The organism is Enterococcus sp. 7E2_DIV0204 (assembly GCF_002140855.1).
GTDB classification, from domain to species: Bacteria; Bacillota; Bacilli; order Lactobacillales; family Enterococcaceae; genus Enterococcus_L; species Enterococcus_L lemimoniae.
This window is the reverse complement of sequence record NZ_NGKY01000002.1, coordinates 1-19,564: the sequence shown is the minus strand read 5'-3', so window position 1 is coordinate 19,564 and position 19,564 is coordinate 1. Positions and strand designations below refer to the sequence as shown.

Below are 19,564 nucleotides of genomic sequence, written 5' to 3'. Positions count from 1 at the left end.
CCTCCACCATTTTTACTTGCTGCAAAATCAATAGGTTTAGTTACCTTAGTAAACCAATTTTTAATAACGTCAGGATCAACTTTTTCATCGTCAGAATCGACAGACCACATATACCCGACACCAGGAACATCCACAAAATTTCCGGTCCATTCTGGATGCGTGTATGAAATGGTGCTGCCCTCTTGAGTTGTTGATTCATCAGATGACAACAAAAACTGCCCTTTGTAGAAAATCGTATATCTAAAATGGCCATTCGATTTTTTGCGACGATATGCAAAAGCTCCATCTGGTGTAATATCGTCTGCCGAACGTAACACGCCGCCCCCAACCATCTTAGCTCCCGTTAATGCAGCTAATACACTGTTGATATACCCGTTAGTAGTTAACGCTACCTCTGCGCCACCGAAAGCGGTAAATTGATCCTGAACTACTCCATCTCCATAATCAGGTGATGTTTCGTAATTTAGTGTAGGGTTGATACTAACTGCCGTTCCAATCGTTATTGGTTCTTTATATGTCGGAAAATCAGCCGATTCATCATCCATGGGAAACCATGTAGGCTTTTCAACCGAAATAATTCCTACTTTACTTTTTTTCATTTATGTTTCACTCCATTCAATTTGTTGTGGAAATGCAACCGTAAAACTAATGTGTTGCACCCCATCAGATTTATAAGGTAAATAATTTTCTGGAAAGAGTTGATTTCCATCCATTTCAATTACATTAAAAAAAGAACCGCACTGAGCCGTGAGGTCCTTTACTAGTTTTTTTTTTCTTTGTTGTCTACAATCGCAATGTCTACTAAAAACGAAGCATTTTGAATCGTGATACCCACATTCTCAGTTCCGCCTTCTTCAATACTCAGAATGAAGTACAACGGCTTATCAGATTGCATCACAGAATCTAAATAGACAGTGGCATCAGGTTTAATCTGCTTTAGAATTCCTGTCACTGCAGACAAAACTTCATTGTACATAAGCAACTACCCTTTCTTAGCAATAACAATGGCCATTTGTTTGAATCGGCGTGGAATGTACGTCATGTGTGCTAAATTTTGCGCCTTCTGAAGCATGAATCGACCTTTAACAAAACCACCATTCTTTGTACGATGGCCATCATTTATATATTTAAAGTATTTTTCGTTGTTTATTAAAGCACCCACAATGCGACCGCTCGAAAGCTTTCTAGCTTTAACAATCCGATAACCCCTACGCAAATCACCTGTTTTAATCGGTGTGATCGGGACGATCAATTGATAAATTTTTGCTAAAGAATCATTTACTAACATAATTCCTTGTGCTTCGGCTAAAGGAGTCATTTTTTTAAAGTTTTCAATCACCTTTTTAGCATTCGATTGCATGCTGTATCCTTTTTTAGCCATCAATTTCACTTCCTGACAAGTTCACTTCCAAATGACTAGGATATGAAAAAGGCTTCTTTGCAAACGATGTGTGCTGCTGTCCTGTGGATTGAGTAATTTGAATTCGATCACCTTTTCGGATATCTACTGTAGGCATAAGAAATAGCTTTTGTTCCTCGTAGGTAACATTGACCATTCCTGTATTTTCTACTACAGCCAAATTGCCTGAACTACCTAGCCCACTCTGAGATAAAGCACAAGGGAGATTCTCGCTGACAGCTTGATAAGTTTGCTCTGTTACTCCTGTTTCAGGATCTTCGTGATCGCCATAGCGTTCGATTGTGCAAGTATCTGTATAAGTCATTGCTAAAATCTCAGCTTCGTTCAAAAGAAACTCACCCCATTATCGCAACCTATAAGACGCTTGACCATTGCAGCATAGCCATCTAAAAGTTGGCGTACAGCTTGTGAGGTATTAGCATAGCTTATTGACGTGTCGCCGCGTTTTACAGCCGTGATAGTTTTTTCTGATTCATTCTTCATTGCTTGATACAAAACCTCAGAAACAAGATCAGAGAGCTTTTTCCAGTCGATTTTCTTGCCACAAGTATTATATGATTCAATTTCTAATAAAATAAGATTTAACAATGATTCAATCCGCTGTTCTTCTGCTGCTGGAAATTGCTTTTTGATCTGATCAATTATTTTTTTCTTTTCTTCATCAGTCATATGAGCACATCCTAAATTTCTTGAAGATCAACGGCGTTATCCAGAATAGCAATTGCTTTGGTATCCGATTTTTTAACGATAAATTCTCCCTTGTCGTTAGCTGTTACTAATCGACGTGTATCAGGATGAACGAATCCAACAAAGTTTTTATTTTTTAGCACTTTATAAGTCACTGTATTTTCAGTTTTCACTTCTTCTTGTTCCGTTGTTACTTCTTCAATAATTTTTTCAGTTTCTTTTTTTGTAGCCATTTAAATTCCTCCTAATTAAAAATAAAAGAGATAGTTTTTACACTATCCCTCTGAGCCAGCAGCTAATTTCAAAATAGCGCCTGAATTTGATGCAGTATATTCAATTGTATATTCACCAACAATCCCAATACGTTTTGAATCGGTCGTTTTCGCTAACTCTTCGGCTGACCATTCACGTAACGGACGTAGTTTGACGTAATTTGTGTCTAAGGCAATCATTGTTCCGTTTGGTAACGCAGGCTCTAATAACGCAATACCTGACCCGTAGTTTGATGTGATACTGCCTAAGCGTAACCCGAATTGGACAGTATCACCAAATTTAGCTGATTTACTTGATTTCCCATCAACTTCATCAGTCATTAAATCAAGCATATCTGATGAAACCAAGCAAAGTTTCTCCCCCATATAGCCTTTGTCATACATAATCTTAAACATTTTATCTACATCTTTGCGTGTAACAGCAGTTGCAGACGCCGTGTTAATGACGTTAGCTGGATTGATTAAATTCATAACTCCATTTGTGCGACGCCCTTTCGTGCCGTTTTCATCAGCTTTAACACCAGTTATTAGCTGACGGTTCAAGTCAAGTTTCATTTCCAATGCACGTTGTGATACTTGGTTTGTCAATTCATTCCCTACACCATTGACATTAATAGCATCTAAAGTGCCTGATACTGATGTTGATTTACGGAAGATCTCTGTAAAGTTGTTGAACCAAACTCGACCTGATTCAGCTTCTGGGTATTCTCCACCCTCTAATTGACCGGATGAATCATCACCGTTTAATTCTGATTCACGCCATTTAATCTCAGTAGATTTAGCAGGTTCAGTTTTACCAGCTCCCAATAGCCATGATAAGAAAGGTGTACTTGGGATTTGTAGCATATTGATCATTGGAGAAATATCTAGATACTCCAAATTATTTGTTGATGTTTTTTTCATGTGTGTTGCCTCCTATTGTTTGAATTGTTCTAACGCTTTTCCTAGCGCTGCCATTGGATCACCAGCAGATTGTTCATTCTGTGATCCAGGGTTGTTCTGTTGTTGCTTGTTGCCAAATGCTGAATTCATTTCTAATTCTTTAATAGATGCAGCATGTTGTTCCTTAATCGTTTCTAAAACACCAGTAAATGCTTCTACTGCATTCTTAGTAAAATCTGCGTTATCGCTGACTAAATTATTCAACATAAATTTTGAAACAGACTCTTTTAAATCTCCATCAAGTTCTAAACCTGAAATTTGTTCAGCCACAAAAGCTTTGTTTTCACTTGTAATACGTAGCGCTTTTTCCGCTGCCATTTCAGTTTGTAGTTTTTCAAGTTGAATTTGTTCAGGTGTCTTATTCTTTTTAGATTCTTCATAACTCTTGATAGTATCCTGTTTGATTTTATCAAGGTTATTCTTTTGCCATGATTCCAACTGTTTGTCTGCTACAGATTGGCTTTGCGATTCAAGAAACTTCTGCGCATCTTCGTTGGATTCAGCAAATGCTTTAAAATCATCAAAAGAAAATTCTGGTGTATCTTCACCACCATCAGCAAAAAATTGTAAGTTCATTGGCAATAATTTTTTCATTGTTCTTCCTCCTCTGCCCCACGATTCGCCTTGCGCCCCGCATTGCATTGATATTATTTTTTACGCCCAGCATTCGGATAACCGCCCACTATTCGTTAGTTTTACGTCATTTCGGACAAAACAAAAAGCCACTATTTAGTGACTTTAATATATTTATCCATTTTGGTTGACAGTCTATCCAGCATTTTAGTTCCTCGCTTAGTGTTAACTACAGAAACCGCTGTGATAACTGCCAGTAATACATAAAATCTACGCCTAAGCCTTACTTTCAAAGTGATTTTATCCATGTTTTTTACCTCTCTAATTTTATATTAAATTGATTATTTGCGAACTCATCCAATAAATCCCCGAACATTGACTCATAAAGAGTGTCGATATCTTCTCCTAAATCTGCAATATCTGGTATCTTAGTACAGCGGCAACGAGTATGATATGGTGGATCAATGCCGCCTTTCTTTATCTCCTTGCCATGATACCCACCACAGATTGAACAAACTCGCTCATCTTTTGCCGACCAGCTGATTGATCTTCTAACGCCAGCTTCTTCAAATGATGCATTGATACCGTCTACAGCAAAATGAGCATATTCAGTTCTCACGAGATTTTCAATGGCCCGATTAAACTTATCTTTCTCAAGCTTGAACATGTCTGAAATTGACGGATCTTGTCGCATCGTTTTCAACGCATCAACAACCCCTCCGCCACTTGCAACAGCGTTAACTATTGCCTGACTTAGGTTTTGCTCTAACTTAGACACATTTCCCCACAGACGAGAAGAAAATGTTTTTCCGCTCCAGGGGTAGTTCAACATTCGCTCGATTTCCTTTTTTGGAAGAGGCGAAAAATCCCCTGTACCTAATATATGACCTAATGCATTGGAATTGGAGTTGTAAATTCTATTGATGAAATCATCCAATCGATCATTAAATTTTGTGTCTGCACCTTTGTTGATCATTTCTTCTGCTAAAATAGAGAATATATCAGAACGAATTTGCAGTAAACGATTTACCTTAGCGTAATCATAAGCTGGAAAGAATTCATCAATAAATGCTTGATATTTCTCGTCAGAATTCATCAAAGACTTGTAATTGTCCTCAATGTACTTTCTATACCTCTGCTGATCAAGCTGTTTCACATCTTCAAGAAGTTTTTGCTGGTTAATCTTATGCAAATCAGATTGAGACAGTAATTTCTCTTGAATCCGTTTTAAAGCTTCGGGAAAGATATCTGTAATCATCTTTAGCGTTTCGTTTTCTAATTTAAGACGAGCTTTATCTTCTAGCTCCCGACGCTTCTCCCAATATTTTAATGCTGACTTACTCAACTTTGGTGTCTTTGCCATTAGCATCACCGCCTAGATTGTTGTATTCGCCATCAGGATAGCTTCGACCTTGTTCAATGTCCATCATCTGTAACTCATAATCAACGTCTTCAACAAATGGTACCTGATTCATGATTGTTCTCCTAGAAACGTATGGCGCTAATTTAGGCAATGCTTCAGCAAGATATCCAATATCTGTAGGCAACGAACGTGAGAAAGTAAAAATAATCTTTTTAGAATCGATTTCTTTTTTATCTTTCACATGGATAAACGCAGCTAATGTTTCCGCAACCTCTTTCAATCCTTCACGGAAAAACTGCTCTTTCGTGTTCGTTTTAGCCTCTAAAGCGATGATCTGCCACTTTCGAGCCTCGCCAGAAGAATTTGACTTGAATACCTCATCATTGAAGTCAATCGCCTTTGTAATCGTGTAAAATTGACGTTTAAGCAAGTCTAAGTGATATTCGTTAAAATCCTTATTGATATCTTTCGTCACGTACTCAACTTTAGAATTAGGATCAGACATGTTTATGATTCCTAGTTGCTCCATCATTCGTCTTGCTTCATCTTCTTGCAAACGAGAACCAGTGACCATCATATAGGCTAACTTAAATTGTTCAACTTCATTTTGTTGATCCGATAAACTACGATCAATAGCGTCAGAGATTTCTTCTGCTACCTCAAAATCACAATAGCGATTTGTATTATTTTTGAATTCTGATAAATAAATATTTTCAAGTGGATTTTTTACTTCATCTATCAATTTAAACTTACCAGAAACACCGGTAAGACTGCTATCTACATAACGATCATAAGTCAATATCGTTTCTTGAGTGACCACTTTCATTTCTTGATAGAACTTTCGTTGCATCGTATCATATTTTTCACGTATAAAAACAGCGCCGTTCTGATACCTTTCAGCTAACCAAGGTTCAATGTTGGATGCCCATAGTTCCCATTCCTCACCAACTTTTATTGGTTCAAGCAATCGGTACGCCACCCCAGTTGCTCCTTGATAGGTGGCAGATTCAGAATCCAACATTGCAAAGCGCATACTATCGACCATATCCGAGAGCATATCGAATTCTTCTGGTGTCTTTGATTGATTTGGATCATTGCCCAAAAAACGATCTTTCATCCGCTGAATAATTGTTCTTTTTTGCTCTGATACATCATAATCCCATTTGATTGGAATACCTGTAAAATGATTAACAGCCTGATCTACAACGATGTTGTACATACCAGCATGTAGTTTATTATTAACCTTGATAATTTTGGTATTAGGTTTTTGTCTATCATCAATTTCATTTTTCTCGCTTGTGTAGGCTAAATACTTGCGTTCTCTATCATCAAAGAACGGCTGCATGTCTTCCATAAATCCATTAGGATCAAATAGACCTTCAGCCAATTGTGTTGCGTATTTCGTTCGTACTCTTTTATAGTTTTTTAATGATAATTTGTAATAAAGCACTGTTCCACCTCCTAATATTCAATAAATTCAACTGTACTTCCTCCAGATAATGTTTCTGCTATTCCTGTAGTTGCATCTGGTGCATCATCATGGGCATTTTTTCCTTCTCGTTGGTACGTTGTCATTGCCTCGTGATACTCAGGCCATTTTAGTTTCCAATCATCTGGGAAAAATACATTGTTTTCAATCCAAGATGAATTAGACAATATACGTGAATTTTTATTTGCCGATTGGTGGAAGTCTTCAAAATAGGTCTTATAGAACCCTCGTTCTTTTGTGATCCTCTCGCTTGATCGCTTAAATCCGATACCACCGTTATTTCCCTCTATACGAGCATGATTTACTTTGCTCTCAATCATTTGATTGGCATGTGCTGATTCTGTTTCTTCCATAGGCGCCTTCGTATATAGAACATCTAGCACCTCAGCTTTGTGATCAGATGTCTCTCCAAACACAATTGAACACAAATAATCGGCACCACGATCTGCAGTGTCGGTATAGTTCCATATTTTGATGTATTCTGATCTGCTGGTATACGTTTGAAACTTCTGATAAAGGCGACCTTTCAAATCAATAGGTTCTTGCTGATAGTTGGCAGACGCTATATCTGCGCCCATTGTTTTCGTTTTACGTTGATACTCTTTTTTTGATAGCACTTCTTCACAAAGCATTTCGTCTTTTTCTGAATCGTACGCCTTAACACTGACATGTTTCACTTTATATCCAGCAGCAGGCATTTCCTTCAAAGCTTTCCCTGCTAGATCGTTAGAGTGCCAACGAGTCATAATAATAATGATTTTACCGCCTGTTTCCAGCCTTGAAAGCATCGTATCGGTAAACCACGTCCAGTGTTTTTCCAGTACCATAGCGTTATTGGCTTCCTCAGCACTCTTAATTAAGTCATCAACGAATATCAAGTCAGCACCAAATCCAGTAGCTGTACCTGTCGGGCTGGTAGCTAAATAATTGTTGAAACCACCATTTAAACTCCACAAGTTCATAGCACCATCACCAGCCTTTATTGAAACACCGGGGAAAATATCGCTGTAAACGATGATATCATCGTTAGCCTTAATCTCTTGAATTGTGTTCCTTACTGATTTTGAGAATGTTGTTGAAAGAGTTTCGTTATATGAGCCGGTCATGATTTTCTTATTCTGATCATTTCCGAATACCCACTGAACAAACATTCCGCCAGTTCTCGATTTGCCATGACGAGGCGGTTCATTGATAACCAATACATCATCATCACTTGTAAGGAACTCTTGAAGGTCGTTACACAAATCAACTAGATATTTACGATCACGCTTATAAAACTTAGGCGCCATTAAATGGCAATACTCAAAGAAATCACGACGAGCCAGTTCTTTCTGAAGCTCGAACTTTAACACCGTCTTATCCATCATCAAGCTTACTCAACGCCTTTCTAAGCTCATCCGTAGTTAATTCTGATAATGGATTACTCTTAACATTCATCTCGCCAGTCACCTTGGTTTCTGTCTTTTCAGCATAAACTCCTGCAATCGTTAGAATCATTTTACGGTCTTGATGTCCTTTTTCTGTCAGAGCATATTTGTAAGTAGCATTCAATACATCGGCTGCTTTCCCTTTGATCAAATCCATTGTAATATTATTAACTAAAGCCACAAAAGACTCTTTCTTCATTGCATCGTAATATTTATTTCTACTTACTTCGGCGAGATTACACAACTCTTGGACGGATTTCCCTACATGTTCAGGGTTTATCAATACTTCAAGGAGCTTTTTCTCTGCCACTGTAGGCTTGTATTTGTCATTTTTTGTCATGTAATCTCACCTCCTTCTCTTAAACTAAAACAACCGCCACGAATGACGGTTAGTTATTAATACGACGTACAATGAACCCTTCCGTCATCCTTAATTTCAAGCTTTGTTTTATCATCATAAACGCCTTGAGTCATAAACATGTACTTGTCTTTTTTATTAGGATATTTTAGTTTGTTGAATGTGATAGTATTTATTTTAAAGTCATAATCTGTTTTGAAAAACGAGAAACCGACCGGTACTTTCTTTTGTAAAATACCGTGATGTTTTAGGTTGTCTAACAAATTAGGATACTGTTCTGCTATATATTTGTCTCCGATAATATATTTAGCAAATCCCCATTCAAACTGAATTTCATCTTCTCCGTTATGATAGATAATTCCAGCATTTTCTGATTGAAAAAGAAATATTGGATACGTTACTGCACTTCTGAATAAAATAAAAGGGATGTTACTTTCAATATATTCTTTTTCAATCAAAACAGATAATGAGAACGGTGGATTATCCACAACTGCAACGTCGTTATATTTATCTATCTGTTGCCATAAATCAGTATCACCTGTAAAAGGCACCACATTTTGATGATACTCTTTGGCCACAATATACAGTTCGCTTTCTTCACTAGAAAACGGCATAACAATGGTTTTATGTTTTAAAATTCCACTCGGAACAACCACCAAATCAAAGAACTTCATAGCGGCTTCTTTTGTAGTGTAGTATTCATCGTCTCTATATTTTTTAGCTTTACTCATATTCTCCTCCAAACAAAAAGACCACTCAATGAGTGATCTACTTATCTTTATTTAAATTTATTATCCAGTCACCGTGACGTAACGTGAGATTGCCGAATAATTCTTTATTGCACTTACTACATTTTCGATTCATTCCTAACCGTTGACTTTCCCACGAATGTAAGCAAATAGGGCTAGCTAATTTAAAAAATTTTATCAACTTCACTACAATCACACCTCTTCAATTCTGTATAAAAAGCCACCGCTTATGCGAATGGCTCTGCAGGCGCAAAGCACCCGAAAATTAATTTCTTGCTACACTAGCATTAGCCCACATAACGGACTCTTCTAGTTTGGTTGTCGCTAATGATTTTTCACGACTGTCTGGACAAACCTCGTCAATCAAATATGCCAGTTCCTTCGCTTTCGTTCGTAACTCATTGTACTTTTCTGTTTGACCTTCTTTTGGTGCATGATATTTAAAGTTATTTTCAATTTGATCGTTCATTTTATCAACTCCTAATATTTTTATATGTACCCACCCACAGGCTGTAAACTAGGTATTTACCTGTGAGTGGCGATAACCAACTAAGCAACTATCGTAAATGAGTTGTGTGTGTAATTGTTTGCTTTGGATGGTTTATCTTAGTATTTCATAATATCAATATATCATTATTATAAGGGTGTTGTGTGCCGTCTTTTTACCTAGTTGTGTGCCTGATTTACACCCCCATTCGTGCCATTACTTCAAATTGAACCGCTTAGCTAAAGAATTAACGAGCAAAGAATCTTGTTTTTTACATGCATCTTCTGATAAATGGACTAGCTTTGATACTTTGACCCAGTTAGGCAACTCTTTAGGTCTGCGCTCTTTACTACCGTTATCACTTAGATATCTGTTTCTAATAAGATTAACTGCTTCATCTGAAATATCTTCAAGGAAATTATCTACAACGCTCACATGCTTAACGGTGGCTAGAAACTCTTCGTTAGTCCATACTCGTTCAGCTTCTGCTTCTTGCGGCGCTATATTTGAACTAACTCTTGAACCGCCGATATTTTCATCAGTTTCCTGATAAGGATAACGCAAACTTTCCTCAATTTTTTTAATCTGCTTCTTTTCGTAGTTATGAAGTCTTAGAACTTTTCTAGCATAGTTCTTGGCTTCTTCGCTCACTTTGTAGTATTTGCCCAATCTGCTATCCCTCCCAATCTCTATCTTTGTAAAACTCCAAGTAGTCATCAACAATTTTGGCAATTGATTTTGCCGTAGTAAGTCCACCATCTATATACCAGGTTTTACCTGTAGCATCCTGTACTTCTTCAAGTACAGTTATGTGATCATTTACTGACTCTTGAATGCTCTTGATAATTTGCAAACCTATTTTTTGTTCGATTCTTTTAGTTAAGTTAAGAGTAATCCAACTAGCCAATATGAATCCCATTAAAAAGTAAATACCTTGCTCCATAAGCACTTGCTCCCTCCTATATCATTTAAACAATCCACCAAACGCCTGCTGCCTGCTCATTTTGCTTTGATTATCTCAATGGCCTTAGCTTTGCTTAAATTTCCTTTGTGGTTTTCAATACGTTCTGTGATTCGAGAAATAACCACTCCTCTTTCAGAACTTCTAATAATAGGCTCAATCGTTCTTCTTTCTTGCTCCATTTTTGAAATCTGATTCCTAAGTTCTCTGTTCTTTATGACTTGGTCATTCCATTTATTGTCTGTATCGATTATTTGCTTTTCTAAAGCTCCAACTTTTTCATACTTGTAGTTTAACTCTCTGATGATCCGCTCTTTATTTTCAAGAACTACTTTCAACGCATCCAATTCTTCAATTTTTACTTTTAGGTCATTAATTTCTTGCTCTTTTCGATCTAACTTGCTTTGTAATTCTTTTTCTTTATCATATCCCTGGACAACATAGGCTTTTAAATTATCAACCGATATTTGATCCGTAAGTTGTGTTTCTTCCTCTGGTTTCTTCTTAAATACATTAAACATTCTCTACCTCCTCAACCTCACTATGTCCACATAGCAGCGTTTCTGCTTTCCAAATTCCACCATGCTCGATCGCCACTTGATGCCTGTCAGCTTTGGGGAAATACAGGATCACACAATTCTTACCGACAGACTTTACTTCTAGTAGTTGACCAGTATATTTACGTACCCCAGTTCCGATATATTTTACTTTCATGCCTTTTTTAATCATCAGCTATCGCCTCTTTCATAAATACAATCCAATGAGTTTTCGCTCTCTTGTTGCCGTAAAGCGGATCATGATCAATCACCTTTAAAATCTCAGCTAGTTTTATTTGGTCCTCATTCCACTTAAAAACAAGTGTGCCGTTAGGCTTAAGGACTCTCATGCATTCGTCAAATCCTTGGCTGATATCTGCTTTCCAAGTCCTCTCGTTTAGCTTTCCGTATTTCTTGGCCAACCAACTATTTTCACCTGCTTTTAACAAATGAGGTGGATCAAACACCACATGATAAAAAGTATTGTCGGGAAACGGCATATTTCTAAAGTCTGCTTCTACATCAGGTTCAACCTTTAGCGATCGACCATCACAGAGAGTATCATCTAGTTGTCGGTTATCCATGTAGAGGACATCTTTATTTTGTTTGTCGTACCAAAACATTCGACTACCGCAACAAGCATCTAATATTTTTTTAGTCACAGCTATCACCATCCAATCTAACAGCAGCCGTCCTCTTGCCTTTGTCACGTTTTACATTGCTAGGCGTTGCCCAAAATTCAATGTTTTTCATAGAATCACCTCGAATATACTTTCAAAAAACGTTACTGGAATGCTGTTACCAGATTGCTTATACAATGGCATTGTAAATCTGCCATTCCGTTTATGAGCGGATGCAGCACGATAATAATCCTCGTCACTATACCCTTGTAGTCGCCAGCACTCCAACTCAGTGAGATATCGGAAACGATCATTACCGCAATCAACTACTTGCGCCGGGCTACGATCCTGTCTGGTTGTGATCGTGTAGGCAAAATCTTCGATAACCGTCGCTCTCTTGATTCCCTTTTTGCCAATGACTGAAAGTATACTAGGCTGAGTAACTGTGTAAACGTCATCAACAGTTGAGCTATCTAGCAGAAACTCATTGATATTTCGCATAGGTCTTTTCCTAAGTAAATCAAAATTGAATGGTTCGGCGTTTAAGGTCGAAATAGTAAATACTCTTTGCCTTGCTTGCGGTAGTCCGAAGTCCCTAGCATCTAAACACTTGAAACTATTGGAATATCCTAGCTTCTCCATTTCTTCCAAATATTTATTGAAATTGGATCTCATGTTCTTGTGTAATACAGCTTTGACGTTTTCCCAAATTACTATCTTTGGTCGCCACTCGCCCAGCTGTCTAATAATGTTGATCGTTTCCCACATCAGACTCGAACGTGTACCGCTGTTAGCATCTGCACCTAATCGTTGGCCTGCAATACTAATATCTTGGCAAGGCGAGCCGTGGATAAGAATATCTGGTTTGAGGTTCCATCCGACAACTGATTGAGTTTTATAGAGCAGGTCCTCTGCAAAAATTGCGTTATAGCTATCTACAGCTTTTTGGTCTATCTCAACATAATCAATTGCCTTTGCTGGGATGCCTAAATTTTTTAACGCTTTAAATGGTGATCCAACACCACCGAATAATTCTAAAGTTTGTATCATAATCACAAAGGAGTAAAAAGCTTTTTAGTCCTGCAGGAAATCTCCTACTCCCTTCGTTTAGTTAGTCTTTCGGCTCCAAATAACTGTTTAAATACTTGATATTTTCCTCAATCTGTTTACGCTGATTCTCAAAATATTTATTGATGGTTTCATCATCTGTACTAAAATTCTTTCGATTATGCCAAGTATTTTCCAACTGCACAGTCTGTTCGTATATGGTCTTAGCATGATCTTTTATATAATTGATTCGCATTTGTGTATAACCATAAGCTTCTTCCATCCCTACTCATTCCTTTCATCGCAACGATTTAGCGAAAATCCATTTAACGGGCTATGATATGTCGTATAGCCTTTAGGTTCTGTGATAAAAAGCCAAATGTTAACTAAATCTAAATACCCATCATCCACATGTTCACCATATGCAGCGATAAATTTATTTTTGTTGATCCCTAATAGTCCGCAGAATTCTTGTAGCATTAATTGGCTGTTTTCATTATCTTCAATCAGAATATATAAAACTCCTTCTGATTCGTAGTCGGCTTCATAAAGTTCGATGTCATTTAAAACATCTAATGCTTTTTTAAATTGTTTCTTTTGTTGTCGTTTATTCATTGTTTTCTACCTCCTGCAGTTCTTCGGCTGTTTGGATGAGGTCAAATTCATCAGCGTTCATATCATCCCAGCCATAACCGTCAAATCCACTCACGCTAATTAAGTTCGATTCGCTAGTTGTCTTTGCGAAAAATAGCTCTTCTTCATACTTCACTATGTCTCGATCACGAAACTCATCCAACTTACGCCCTTTACTGGCAAAGTGTTTCGCACGTTTAAACGTTGCTATCTGTTCGGCGGTGGCTGGTTGTACATATTTCTTATCAAGTTCAATCCTTGCATTGCTTAATTTTCCTGTTTCAGTATCTAAAAACCCCGCTTCTACGATGTTACCCATAACAGCAGTAATTTTTAAGATGTGTAGCACATTCTCCATGCTTTTATAAAAGTAATACTCCCCGACCGAAAACGCTGGTTGGTGGTCAGTCATAATTTGTGACCAAGGTGTAGGATTACTGTTATTATTTTCAATACTTAAATCTGGTTGTAAATCTTTTTTTGATGCCAGTTGAAATAGTTCTTCATTTTTTTTAATCTCGTCATCGATATTGACAAATTCTGATCCTGATTCTTTCAGGCTTATAAGGTAGCTACCATGTTTATACAGCTCATGTTTGAGTGTTTTCTCTGTCATTGCGAGTCCTCCTGACCATTTTTTTGCTACAATGTATATTACAGGCTCACCGTCACTATAGTGTATATAACTAACAGCAGGATCAACTGTCGTTACTGTAAAATCAAGAGCATGTGAGTAAACTTCTGGTATATCTTTAACAAATATTCTTGTCGGATAAATTTCTTCTTCTATCTCAAAATCTGCTGTTGTATCATCATTTAATACTGAGAGTAATTCTTTCAATTTCATTTATTCTTCCTCCTCTACTGGTACAGCAAACGACCAGTAACGCTCGTCTACTGCTTTGATTTCTTTTTCTGTAAGTTTCTTAGGTGTATACCTTGAACTGAAAAAACTTGATTTAGGATCGTCTAAAAACCGATCACAGTATCTAACTTTTCTCCCTTCAAGCGGCAACTCAATATAATACAACTGCTCTTTCTCCACAGTGTAATCATCCTCCAACCAAGCGCGAGCCAAAATTTCAGCATTGATTTTATCTTTTTCTAACCACCCCTTAGCATCTCTAGCTAAATAGCTGTTAGAAACACTTGGGTTAAGCAAATCTGCAAGCCCCCACGTTAATCCTTTTACATGTTTAATCCATTTGTGAATCAACTCAGGCACCACAACCTTGTCCTGTTGGGTTGGTAGTGATGATTTGTACTCTTTGACTAACTCTAAAGCATGCCTTATTCCTCCGTTATACCCATCCTCGAAATCTTTATTTATCGATTTACTACTTACATTTTCTAGCTCATCTATCAATTCCTCAATCTTTCCCATGTGTCGCGTCCTCCTTAGTTTCCCCAGAAATATTAATTAATAACTTTTGCGCCACTTGTTGGATATGCTCATTGTGAACGCCTACTAGTTTTGTGTAATCAACCAATTCTTTTGCTAACTCAATAGAATCATTCATCTACTCCACCTCATTTAGTGATAAAGTCTAAAAAGCTCCCGATAGCAATACTCATCACAAGTTTCCCATCGTAATGCGTATTTATTGCGTTTGATATCTAATTTCTTTCCGCAATACTCGCAATATAGCATTTCTTCTTGGTTATGAGCGATTGCCCATTTCTTCAATTGCTTTTTCTTTTGTCTGGCGTTCATCTACTTTGCCCCCCCACGCTCTAAACTTTGGCTTATTCATTCGGCTCACCTTCTTGTTCCCGTGTTAGGCTTAGAAAAATTAGACGCGCCATCGTCACTGCCTCTTCGTAATCCTCTAGTAATTGATCGCTGTCTTCGAACCAATCGAAGCTTTTTTTGTATTTTTCTAGTTTGTTACCCATTTCATTTATAATCCGGACTAATTCTTCTTTATTCATTCTTCAGTCTCCTTTGCTGAAAATGCTCTCGCAAATAGAATTGCCTCACACTCATCTTCTGAGGGTTCGATTTTATAGATGCCTTTGACCATATCTAAAGCCTCCTGTTTTACGAGATCTCTCTTCTTATTCTTAATACCAACCCTTTTTCTCCATTCTGTTGCTTTGACAACATTTACGATATACCCTTTTTCTTCCAGGCATATCTCGAGTGTTCCTTTCAGTTTTGCCAAAACTTCATAGACTACAGGGTTTCTTTGGACTTGTATGCCCTCGATAAAAACGAAAGCTACATCAAATTTCTTGCACAAAACCATGCATTTTTTTATAATTTCTCGAATACGTTCATTTGTTGGTCCTAACGGACGAATAACACCGTAAGCTACAATTTTAGAGTTATTCGTTTCCATTACACACCATCCTGTTGCTGTAGTTGATTGATCAAAAGCAATAAGATTCATTCAATGTGCCTCCATTCTCGATTAGGCTTATAATTCGTTTTTATTGCGTCACCGATGATAATCAATGTCTTTCTAGCACGAGTAACAGCAACATACGCCAAATTTTGATAATCATTTTCACTTGGCTGATAAGCAACTACATCCCATTCACTTCCTTGGGATTTATGGATGGTTAATCCATACGCTAAATCGAAATTGTTTTCTAAATCTTTTTGATTTTTAAATGTAATTATTTCTTCACTATCTTTCTTTTTGGCGCTGTTCGCAGAAATGATTTGAAAAATTTGACCATTGTAGAACCGGTCTTTTTCATTTGTCTTCGCAACGATCATGTCACCAACACTGAAGTTAGGCGATACAGTAACAAAACCATTTTTTACTCGTTGCTGTTCATTGATCACTTTTACGTTATGATTAGTAAAGGATAATGCTACCTCCGCTCCTCTTTTGAATGCTTCATCAGAATTGCTTACAACCTCAATGTTCGGCATTGGCATATTAGAATTTTGAGGAATCCCTAATATTTCTCTTCCCAAGGCTATGATATCTGCAGATTCAGACCGCCAATTTTCTTTCAATTCAGCCGTTTTAAAAATTTCTTGCAGTCTCTCAAAAGGACGTCCATATTCAATCGGCTCAAGTTGGTTTTTATCACCAACGAAGATTAGTTGTTGCCGGTCATAAATTCGCATTACTTTAGCGAATAACGGTGTTGATAACATCCCGCTCTCATCAATTACAATTGCATCACAGTTTGTAGGGTTATAAACAAAACTGTGGATCGTTTGAACTTTTACCGTACTACCTTTTATTTTTGACTGTAACGCTTCCCTAGCTTTATGAGTAGGTGCCAATACAGCTACATGTTTTCCGTTCAATTCCAATTGTTTGATTATTTCTGCAGTTACAAAACTTTTTCCAGTTCCAGCACCACCGACCATACATGAAAATTGATGTTTTACACATATTTCTAATGCTTCTCGTTGTTCTTTACTTAAATTCAGATGTTGATCATATACTTGATTAAATGTTAATTTATTTCGAGGAAGACGTTGAATCGATTCAGCCACATACAACGTGTCTTTCGTTGTTAAATAATATGGCTCTTCATACAAGACAACACCCGTTCCTTTCAGATCATCAATGTGAAGGGCTACGATGTCACTCCTTGTTTGTTGCATTTTTGTAGTAACATCCACAAAAACTTTAGCAGCCCTTTCTTGTTCTTCTGTAAAATTAATGTTGTATCTCACAATTGCATTTTTAGCATTTTTGAACGCGTACCTGTCAAGCTCCATAAAAACCATAAACGGATTCTCTATTTCCAAAAGATAATCAAAAAAATCAATTGGATTGTAGCGATCAGCTCGTCCTTTGTATTGTTTTGTATTTTTGACAAAAGCATAGGTGTACGTACTTTCAATATTCGCTTTTAGTGCCTTTGAGTAGTTCCTCATCTATATATCACTTCCACTTCTTTTTCAGGTAATCCGTCCAGGATTGCTTGCGCTTTTGTTCTTTCTATCAGTTCAGCAGCTTCTTCATGCCACTTGGCCATTTCAGGATTGTCTAAGGTGTCTTTTAAATACATGTATATTTGTCGATAGGTTTCGTTCCGGCTTCCTTCTGAAATGCCGTGATCCAAAACTTTGGTTAACAATTTTGCTTGTGCATGATTAAAACTTAGTAAAGACTTTGTACTAGTTGAAAAATCAACAACCTTACTGCTTTTTTTGCGTTCTGACGGTCTGAACTGATCTACATTAACCATTGTTCCAATTGTCATTGAAACGTCTGAGGAAGCCAGTGGATAGCCCATAAGTTGTGCTACTTTTTTGCTTGCTTCATCAATTTCCAACTCCAACATTTTCGCTACGCCAGTAACCACATTTTTATATTCTTCTTTGTTCATTTCGCAATCTGACATCAATATGATTCTCCAACGATTCGACCGATCAAAATAGTACTTCGCAGTAGGATAAACTAAACCGAACAGTCCTTGACTCTCTAATTTCTTTTCTATTTCTTCCCTGGTATACTCAGCATCATCGATATCAATTGATATTAAACGACGACCACCTTCGTAATTTTTATCTGATCGCTCGTTATCTTTGAATGTACCGTCGATAAAATAAGCAAGTTGGTATTTTTTGATATGTTTATATTCTTGTTCTGTAGTCGCGCCTGAAAGGAGTTCGATTCCTCCGACTTTTTCAGCTTCGATATTATCGATATCATCGAGGAAAGATTGCAACGATTCAGAAGGGCTATATTGCAGCTCACTTCCAACAAATCCTTTTTTTATATTTAAAGGGATTTCTATTGATAAAATACTTTGAAGTAATTGTTCTTGTTGAGAAGCCAAAGCCTCTTCTTGTTGCTCTTCTGTTCGTAATTCCTCTTCGAATAGGTCAGACTCGTCTTTGTATTCAAAACCAGTAAATTCAAATGCGACATTTGGAATTACAATCCATCGAGCATTTTCACGCCCGATTTTTTTATTAGAAGTTAATTGATAGATTCCTAACTCTTTTATATCCTTCATCGCATTCGCCAATTCATGAGAACCTATAATACTTTTATATTCTGTAGGTTTCATGAACCACTCTTGATCAACTTGACGAAAAACTGTTGCTTGTAATTTGGTAAGAGCATTTAAAATTTCTTCTTCTGCTACAAGTCCTTTTTGATACAATGCAAACATCATTCTATCTGCTTCTTCCACGTTTTCTAATTCTTTAATAATAACGACCGGATCAGCATTTCTATTTCTAATTTGCACAAACCCAATTTCATTTTGGTAAAGAAAACGGTGCCCGTCATATTGCAAATTGAGTGATTGATCATCCAAGACTACTATAGAAGGTTTCTCCCAAACCACCCTTCTTTTATCAACAACAAGAGTGCGTTCAGCATTTTTATAGATCATCATGCTTTCTTCAAAAGCATCAGCGATATTTAAATCAAGATTTTTACTGGAATACGTGCTTCCTTTAATGACACTGGTCACATAGTTTATTTTTTTTACATAGACAACTTTTTTTCTGTGTGTCTCAGTAATAAAGTTTTGAGACAAATTCAAACTAGAAAATGTTGCAATGTCCTCTTTGTCTAAACCCATTTTAAGGAGCAATTCAAATGTTCTGCTGTATCCTCCAATGGCCACAAATAAAACCTCGTCCATTCTCGTATATTTTGTCAAACTAGTAGAATTGATTCTGTTGTATATTTTTTTTAAGTTCTTTTTCGATTTGTCGAAAATTATTTCTCCCACTTGTTTTATCACTCCTTTCATGGTAGACTTAGTTAAACATTTGAATAGTAATTTATCAGATATACCCTTTAAACTTTGTGAAAAGTTACAAAAAAGGGTATATCTTTCTATTTATATATATTATTAGTATTTAAATATACTAGGTGTAACTTTGTAACCAAATCGCTACATCCATTGGGAGAGTAAGATTTAGAGTGGTTACAGAAAAGTTACAAACATGGTTACAGTTACAAAAGTTTTAGGAATTTTTTCAAATCCGAGGTTATTTATTGCTCTGTGTAACCACTTTGTAACTTTTTTTGTAACCTCGAACAATCCTTTGTGGCTCTAAGC

Annotated in this window: 28 protein-coding genes and 1 pseudogene; all 29 read right to left on the bottom strand. The window is 36.9% G+C overall.

Going from position 1 to position 19,564, the window contains the following annotated elements; translation table 11 throughout:
- Positions 1-41: 41 nt before the first annotated feature.
- Positions 42-599 (bottom strand): annotated as a pseudogene (locus A5819_RS15535) (major tail protein); the annotation flags it as partial.
- A gap of 161 nt (positions 600-760) precedes the next feature.
- Positions 761-976, bottom strand: coding sequence for a hypothetical protein (locus tag A5819_RS19925; protein ID WP_254907323.1), 216 nt, complete (start codon positions 974-976; stop codon positions 761-763).
- A gap of 6 nt (positions 977-982) precedes the next feature.
- A complete protein-coding gene (locus A5819_RS15525) occupies positions 983-1,381 on the bottom strand; it encodes an HK97 gp10 family phage protein (RefSeq protein WP_086281715.1) in 399 nt (132 codons plus the stop codon).
- Positions 1,374-1,748: a DUF6093 family protein gene (locus A5819_RS15520; RefSeq protein ID WP_086281716.1), complete on the bottom strand. Its 375-nt coding sequence runs from the start codon at positions 1,746-1,748 to the stop codon at positions 1,374-1,376. The genes A5819_RS15525 and A5819_RS15520 overlap by 8 nt, the downstream gene beginning before the upstream one ends.
- Entirely contained in the window at positions 1,745-2,089 is a 345-nt protein-coding gene (locus tag A5819_RS15515) for a hypothetical protein (protein ID WP_086281717.1), read from the bottom strand. Before A5819_RS15515 ends, A5819_RS15520 begins: the two co-directional genes overlap by 4 nt.
- Positions 2,090-2,100: 11 nt before the next feature.
- Positions 2,101-2,340, bottom strand: coding sequence for a hypothetical protein (locus A5819_RS15510; RefSeq protein ID WP_086281718.1), 240 nt, complete (start codon positions 2,338-2,340; stop codon positions 2,101-2,103).
- Between the two features lie 42 nt (positions 2,341-2,382).
- Positions 2,383-3,282, bottom strand: a complete 900-nt coding sequence (locus A5819_RS15505; protein WP_086281719.1) for a DUF5309 family protein — start codon at positions 3,280-3,282, stop codon at positions 2,383-2,385.
- Between the two features lie 12 nt (positions 3,283-3,294).
- On the bottom strand, positions 3,295-3,915 hold the full coding sequence (locus tag A5819_RS15500; protein ID WP_086281720.1) for a DUF4355 domain-containing protein: 621 nt from the start codon (positions 3,913-3,915) through the stop codon (positions 3,295-3,297).
- 292 nt (positions 3,916-4,207) lie between these two features.
- Positions 4,208-5,257: a phage head morphogenesis protein gene (locus A5819_RS15495; protein WP_254907322.1), complete on the bottom strand. Its 1,050-nt coding sequence runs from the start codon at positions 5,255-5,257 to the stop codon at positions 4,208-4,210.
- Complete coding sequence (locus tag A5819_RS15490; protein ID WP_254907321.1) at positions 5,232-6,707, bottom strand: phage portal protein; 1,476 nt, start codon at positions 6,705-6,707, stop codon at positions 5,232-5,234. Before A5819_RS15490 ends, A5819_RS15495 begins: the two co-directional genes overlap by 26 nt.
- Before the next feature lie 11 nt (positions 6,708-6,718).
- Complete coding sequence (terL, locus tag A5819_RS15485) at positions 6,719-8,113, bottom strand: phage terminase large subunit (protein ID WP_086281722.1); 1,395 nt, start codon at positions 8,111-8,113, stop codon at positions 6,719-6,721.
- Positions 8,103-8,513: a phBC6A51 family helix-turn-helix protein gene (locus tag A5819_RS15480; RefSeq protein ID WP_086281723.1), complete on the bottom strand. Its 411-nt coding sequence runs from the start codon at positions 8,511-8,513 to the stop codon at positions 8,103-8,105. The genes terL and A5819_RS15480 overlap by 11 nt, the downstream gene beginning before the upstream one ends.
- Before the next feature lie 56 nt (positions 8,514-8,569).
- Positions 8,570-9,262: a hypothetical protein gene (locus tag A5819_RS15475; protein ID WP_086279633.1), complete on the bottom strand. Its 693-nt coding sequence runs from the start codon at positions 9,260-9,262 to the stop codon at positions 8,570-8,572.
- Positions 9,263-9,545: 283 nt separating this feature from the next.
- Positions 9,546-9,749 (bottom strand): hypothetical protein, encoded by a 204-nt coding sequence (locus A5819_RS15470; RefSeq protein ID WP_086279634.1) that lies wholly within the window; start codon positions 9,747-9,749, stop codon positions 9,546-9,548.
- A gap of 234 nt (positions 9,750-9,983) precedes the next feature.
- Positions 9,984-10,436 carry a hypothetical protein gene (locus A5819_RS15465; protein ID WP_176271476.1) on the bottom strand — a complete coding sequence of 151 codons (453 nt, stop codon included), beginning with the start codon at positions 10,434-10,436 and terminating at the stop codon, positions 9,984-9,986.
- A 4-nt stretch (positions 10,437-10,440) separates the two neighbouring features.
- On the bottom strand, positions 10,441-10,710 hold the full coding sequence (locus tag A5819_RS19015) for a hypothetical protein (protein WP_139843557.1): 270 nt from the start codon (positions 10,708-10,710) through the stop codon (positions 10,441-10,443).
- 56 nt (positions 10,711-10,766) lie between these two features.
- A complete protein-coding gene (locus A5819_RS15460) occupies positions 10,767-11,249 on the bottom strand; it encodes a hypothetical protein (RefSeq protein ID WP_086279636.1) in 483 nt (160 codons plus the stop codon).
- A complete protein-coding gene (locus A5819_RS15455) occupies positions 11,242-11,457 on the bottom strand; it encodes a hypothetical protein (protein ID WP_086279637.1) in 216 nt (71 codons plus the stop codon). Before A5819_RS15455 ends, A5819_RS15460 begins: the two co-directional genes overlap by 8 nt.
- Positions 11,450-11,887 (bottom strand): methyltransferase domain-containing protein, encoded by a 438-nt coding sequence (locus A5819_RS15450; RefSeq protein ID WP_217808598.1) that lies wholly within the window; start codon positions 11,885-11,887, stop codon positions 11,450-11,452. Before A5819_RS15450 ends, A5819_RS15455 begins: the two co-directional genes overlap by 8 nt.
- A 126-nt stretch (positions 11,888-12,013) precedes the next feature.
- The gene (gene dcm, locus A5819_RS15440) at positions 12,014-12,934 is read right to left on the bottom strand and encodes a DNA (cytosine-5-)-methyltransferase (protein WP_086279742.1); all 921 of its coding nucleotides are present in this window, start codon (positions 12,932-12,934) and stop codon (positions 12,014-12,016) included.
- 61 nt (positions 12,935-12,995) lie between these two features.
- Entirely contained in the window at positions 12,996-13,214 is a 219-nt protein-coding gene (locus A5819_RS15435) for a hypothetical protein (RefSeq protein WP_086279639.1), read from the bottom strand.
- Positions 13,215-13,216: 2 nt separating this feature from the next.
- Positions 13,217-13,546, bottom strand: a complete 330-nt coding sequence (locus A5819_RS15430; RefSeq protein WP_086279640.1) for a hypothetical protein — start codon at positions 13,544-13,546, stop codon at positions 13,217-13,219.
- Positions 13,539-14,411 (bottom strand): hypothetical protein, encoded by an 873-nt coding sequence (locus tag A5819_RS15425; protein WP_086279641.1) that lies wholly within the window; start codon positions 14,409-14,411, stop codon positions 13,539-13,541. The genes A5819_RS15430 and A5819_RS15425 overlap by 8 nt, the downstream gene beginning before the upstream one ends.
- Positions 14,412-14,948, bottom strand: coding sequence for a DUF1642 domain-containing protein (locus tag A5819_RS15420; RefSeq protein ID WP_086279642.1), 537 nt, complete (start codon positions 14,946-14,948; stop codon positions 14,412-14,414).
- A complete protein-coding gene (locus A5819_RS19335) occupies positions 14,935-15,084 on the bottom strand; it encodes a hypothetical protein (RefSeq protein ID WP_176271475.1) in 150 nt (49 codons plus the stop codon). Before A5819_RS19335 ends, A5819_RS15420 begins: the two co-directional genes overlap by 14 nt.
- Before the next feature lie 226 nt (positions 15,085-15,310).
- The gene (locus A5819_RS15415; protein ID WP_086279643.1) at positions 15,311-15,496 is read right to left on the bottom strand and encodes a hypothetical protein; all 186 of its coding nucleotides are present in this window, start codon (positions 15,494-15,496) and stop codon (positions 15,311-15,313) included.
- Positions 15,493-15,957, bottom strand: a complete 465-nt coding sequence (locus tag A5819_RS15410; RefSeq protein WP_086279644.1) for a crossover junction endodeoxyribonuclease RuvC — start codon at positions 15,955-15,957, stop codon at positions 15,493-15,495. The genes A5819_RS15415 and A5819_RS15410 overlap by 4 nt, the downstream gene beginning before the upstream one ends.
- Entirely contained in the window at positions 15,954-17,414 is a 1,461-nt protein-coding gene (locus tag A5819_RS15405) for an ATP-dependent RecD-like DNA helicase (RefSeq protein WP_086279645.1), read from the bottom strand. Before A5819_RS15405 ends, A5819_RS15410 begins: the two co-directional genes overlap by 4 nt.
- Positions 17,411-19,231, bottom strand: coding sequence for a hypothetical protein (locus tag A5819_RS15400; RefSeq protein WP_139843309.1), 1,821 nt, complete (start codon positions 19,229-19,231; stop codon positions 17,411-17,413). Before A5819_RS15400 ends, A5819_RS15405 begins: the two co-directional genes overlap by 4 nt.
- Between the last annotated feature and the right edge of the window lie 333 nt (positions 19,232-19,564).

What these genes read in the sequence shown, in the direction of transcription:
- A5819_RS15510 (WP_086281718.1), bottom strand. Translation starts at nt 2,340, where the DNA reads ATGGCTACAAAAAAAGAAACTGAAAAAATTATTGAAGAAGTAACAACG.
- A5819_RS19335 (WP_176271475.1), bottom strand. Translation starts at nt 15,084, where the DNA reads ATGAATGATTCTATTGAGTTAGCAAAAGAATTGGTTGATTACACAAAA.
- A5819_RS15525 (WP_086281715.1), bottom strand. Translation starts at nt 1,381, where the DNA reads ATGGCTAAAAAAGGATACAGCATGCAATCGAATGCTAAAAAGGTGATT.
- A5819_RS15460 (WP_086279636.1), bottom strand. Translation starts at nt 11,249, where the DNA reads ATGTTTAATGTATTTAAGAAGAAACCAGAGGAAGAAACACAACTTACG.
- A5819_RS15405 (WP_086279645.1), bottom strand. Translation starts at nt 17,414, where the DNA reads ATGAGGAACTACTCAAAGGCACTAAAAGCGAATATTGAAAGTACGTAC.
- A5819_RS15515 (WP_086281717.1), bottom strand. Translation starts at nt 2,089, where the DNA reads ATGACTGATGAAGAAAAGAAAAAAATAATTGATCAGATCAAAAAGCAA.
- A5819_RS15425 (WP_086279641.1), bottom strand. Translation starts at nt 14,411, where the DNA reads ATGAAATTGAAAGAATTACTCTCAGTATTAAATGATGATACAACAGCA.
- A5819_RS19925 (WP_254907323.1), bottom strand. Translation starts at nt 976, where the DNA reads ATGTACAATGAAGTTTTGTCTGCAGTGACAGGAATTCTAAAGCAGATT.
- A5819_RS15455 (WP_086279637.1), bottom strand. Translation starts at nt 11,457, where the DNA reads ATGATTAAAAAAGGCATGAAAGTAAAATATATCGGAACTGGGGTACGT.
- A5819_RS15410 (WP_086279644.1), bottom strand. Translation starts at nt 15,957, where the DNA reads ATGAATCTTATTGCTTTTGATCAATCAACTACAGCAACAGGATGGTGT.
- dcm (WP_086279742.1), bottom strand. Translation starts at nt 12,934, where the DNA reads ATGATACAAACTTTAGAATTATTCGGTGGTGTTGGATCACCATTTAAA.
- A5819_RS15495 (WP_254907322.1), bottom strand. Translation starts at nt 5,257, where the DNA reads ATGGCAAAGACACCAAAGTTGAGTAAGTCAGCATTAAAATATTGGGAG.
- A5819_RS15480 (WP_086281723.1), bottom strand. Translation starts at nt 8,513, where the DNA reads ATGACAAAAAATGACAAATACAAGCCTACAGTGGCAGAGAAAAAGCTC.
- A5819_RS15450 (WP_217808598.1), bottom strand. Translation starts at nt 11,887, where the DNA reads ATGTTTTGGTACGACAAACAAAATAAAGATGTCCTCTACATGGATAAC.
- A5819_RS15420 (WP_086279642.1), bottom strand. Translation starts at nt 14,948, where the DNA reads ATGGGAAAGATTGAGGAATTGATAGATGAGCTAGAAAATGTAAGTAGT.
- A5819_RS15475 (WP_086279633.1), bottom strand. Translation starts at nt 9,262, where the DNA reads ATGAGTAAAGCTAAAAAATATAGAGACGATGAATACTACACTACAAAA.
- A5819_RS15470 (WP_086279634.1), bottom strand. Translation starts at nt 9,749, where the DNA reads ATGAACGATCAAATTGAAAATAACTTTAAATATCATGCACCAAAAGAA.
- A5819_RS15500 (WP_086281720.1), bottom strand. Translation starts at nt 3,915, where the DNA reads ATGAAAAAATTATTGCCAATGAACTTACAATTTTTTGCTGATGGTGGT.
- A5819_RS19015 (WP_139843557.1), bottom strand. Translation starts at nt 10,710, where the DNA reads ATGGAGCAAGGTATTTACTTTTTAATGGGATTCATATTGGCTAGTTGG.
- A5819_RS15415 (WP_086279643.1), bottom strand. Translation starts at nt 15,496, where the DNA reads ATGAATAAAGAAGAATTAGTCCGGATTATAAATGAAATGGGTAACAAA.
- A5819_RS15505 (WP_086281719.1), bottom strand. Translation starts at nt 3,282, where the DNA reads ATGAAAAAAACATCAACAAATAATTTGGAGTATCTAGATATTTCTCCA.
- terL (WP_086281722.1), bottom strand. Translation starts at nt 8,113, where the DNA reads ATGATGGATAAGACGGTGTTAAAGTTCGAGCTTCAGAAAGAACTGGCT.
- A5819_RS15435 (WP_086279639.1), bottom strand. Translation starts at nt 13,214, where the DNA reads ATGGAAGAAGCTTATGGTTATACACAAATGCGAATCAATTATATAAAA.
- A5819_RS15430 (WP_086279640.1), bottom strand. Translation starts at nt 13,546, where the DNA reads ATGAATAAACGACAACAAAAGAAACAATTTAAAAAAGCATTAGATGTT.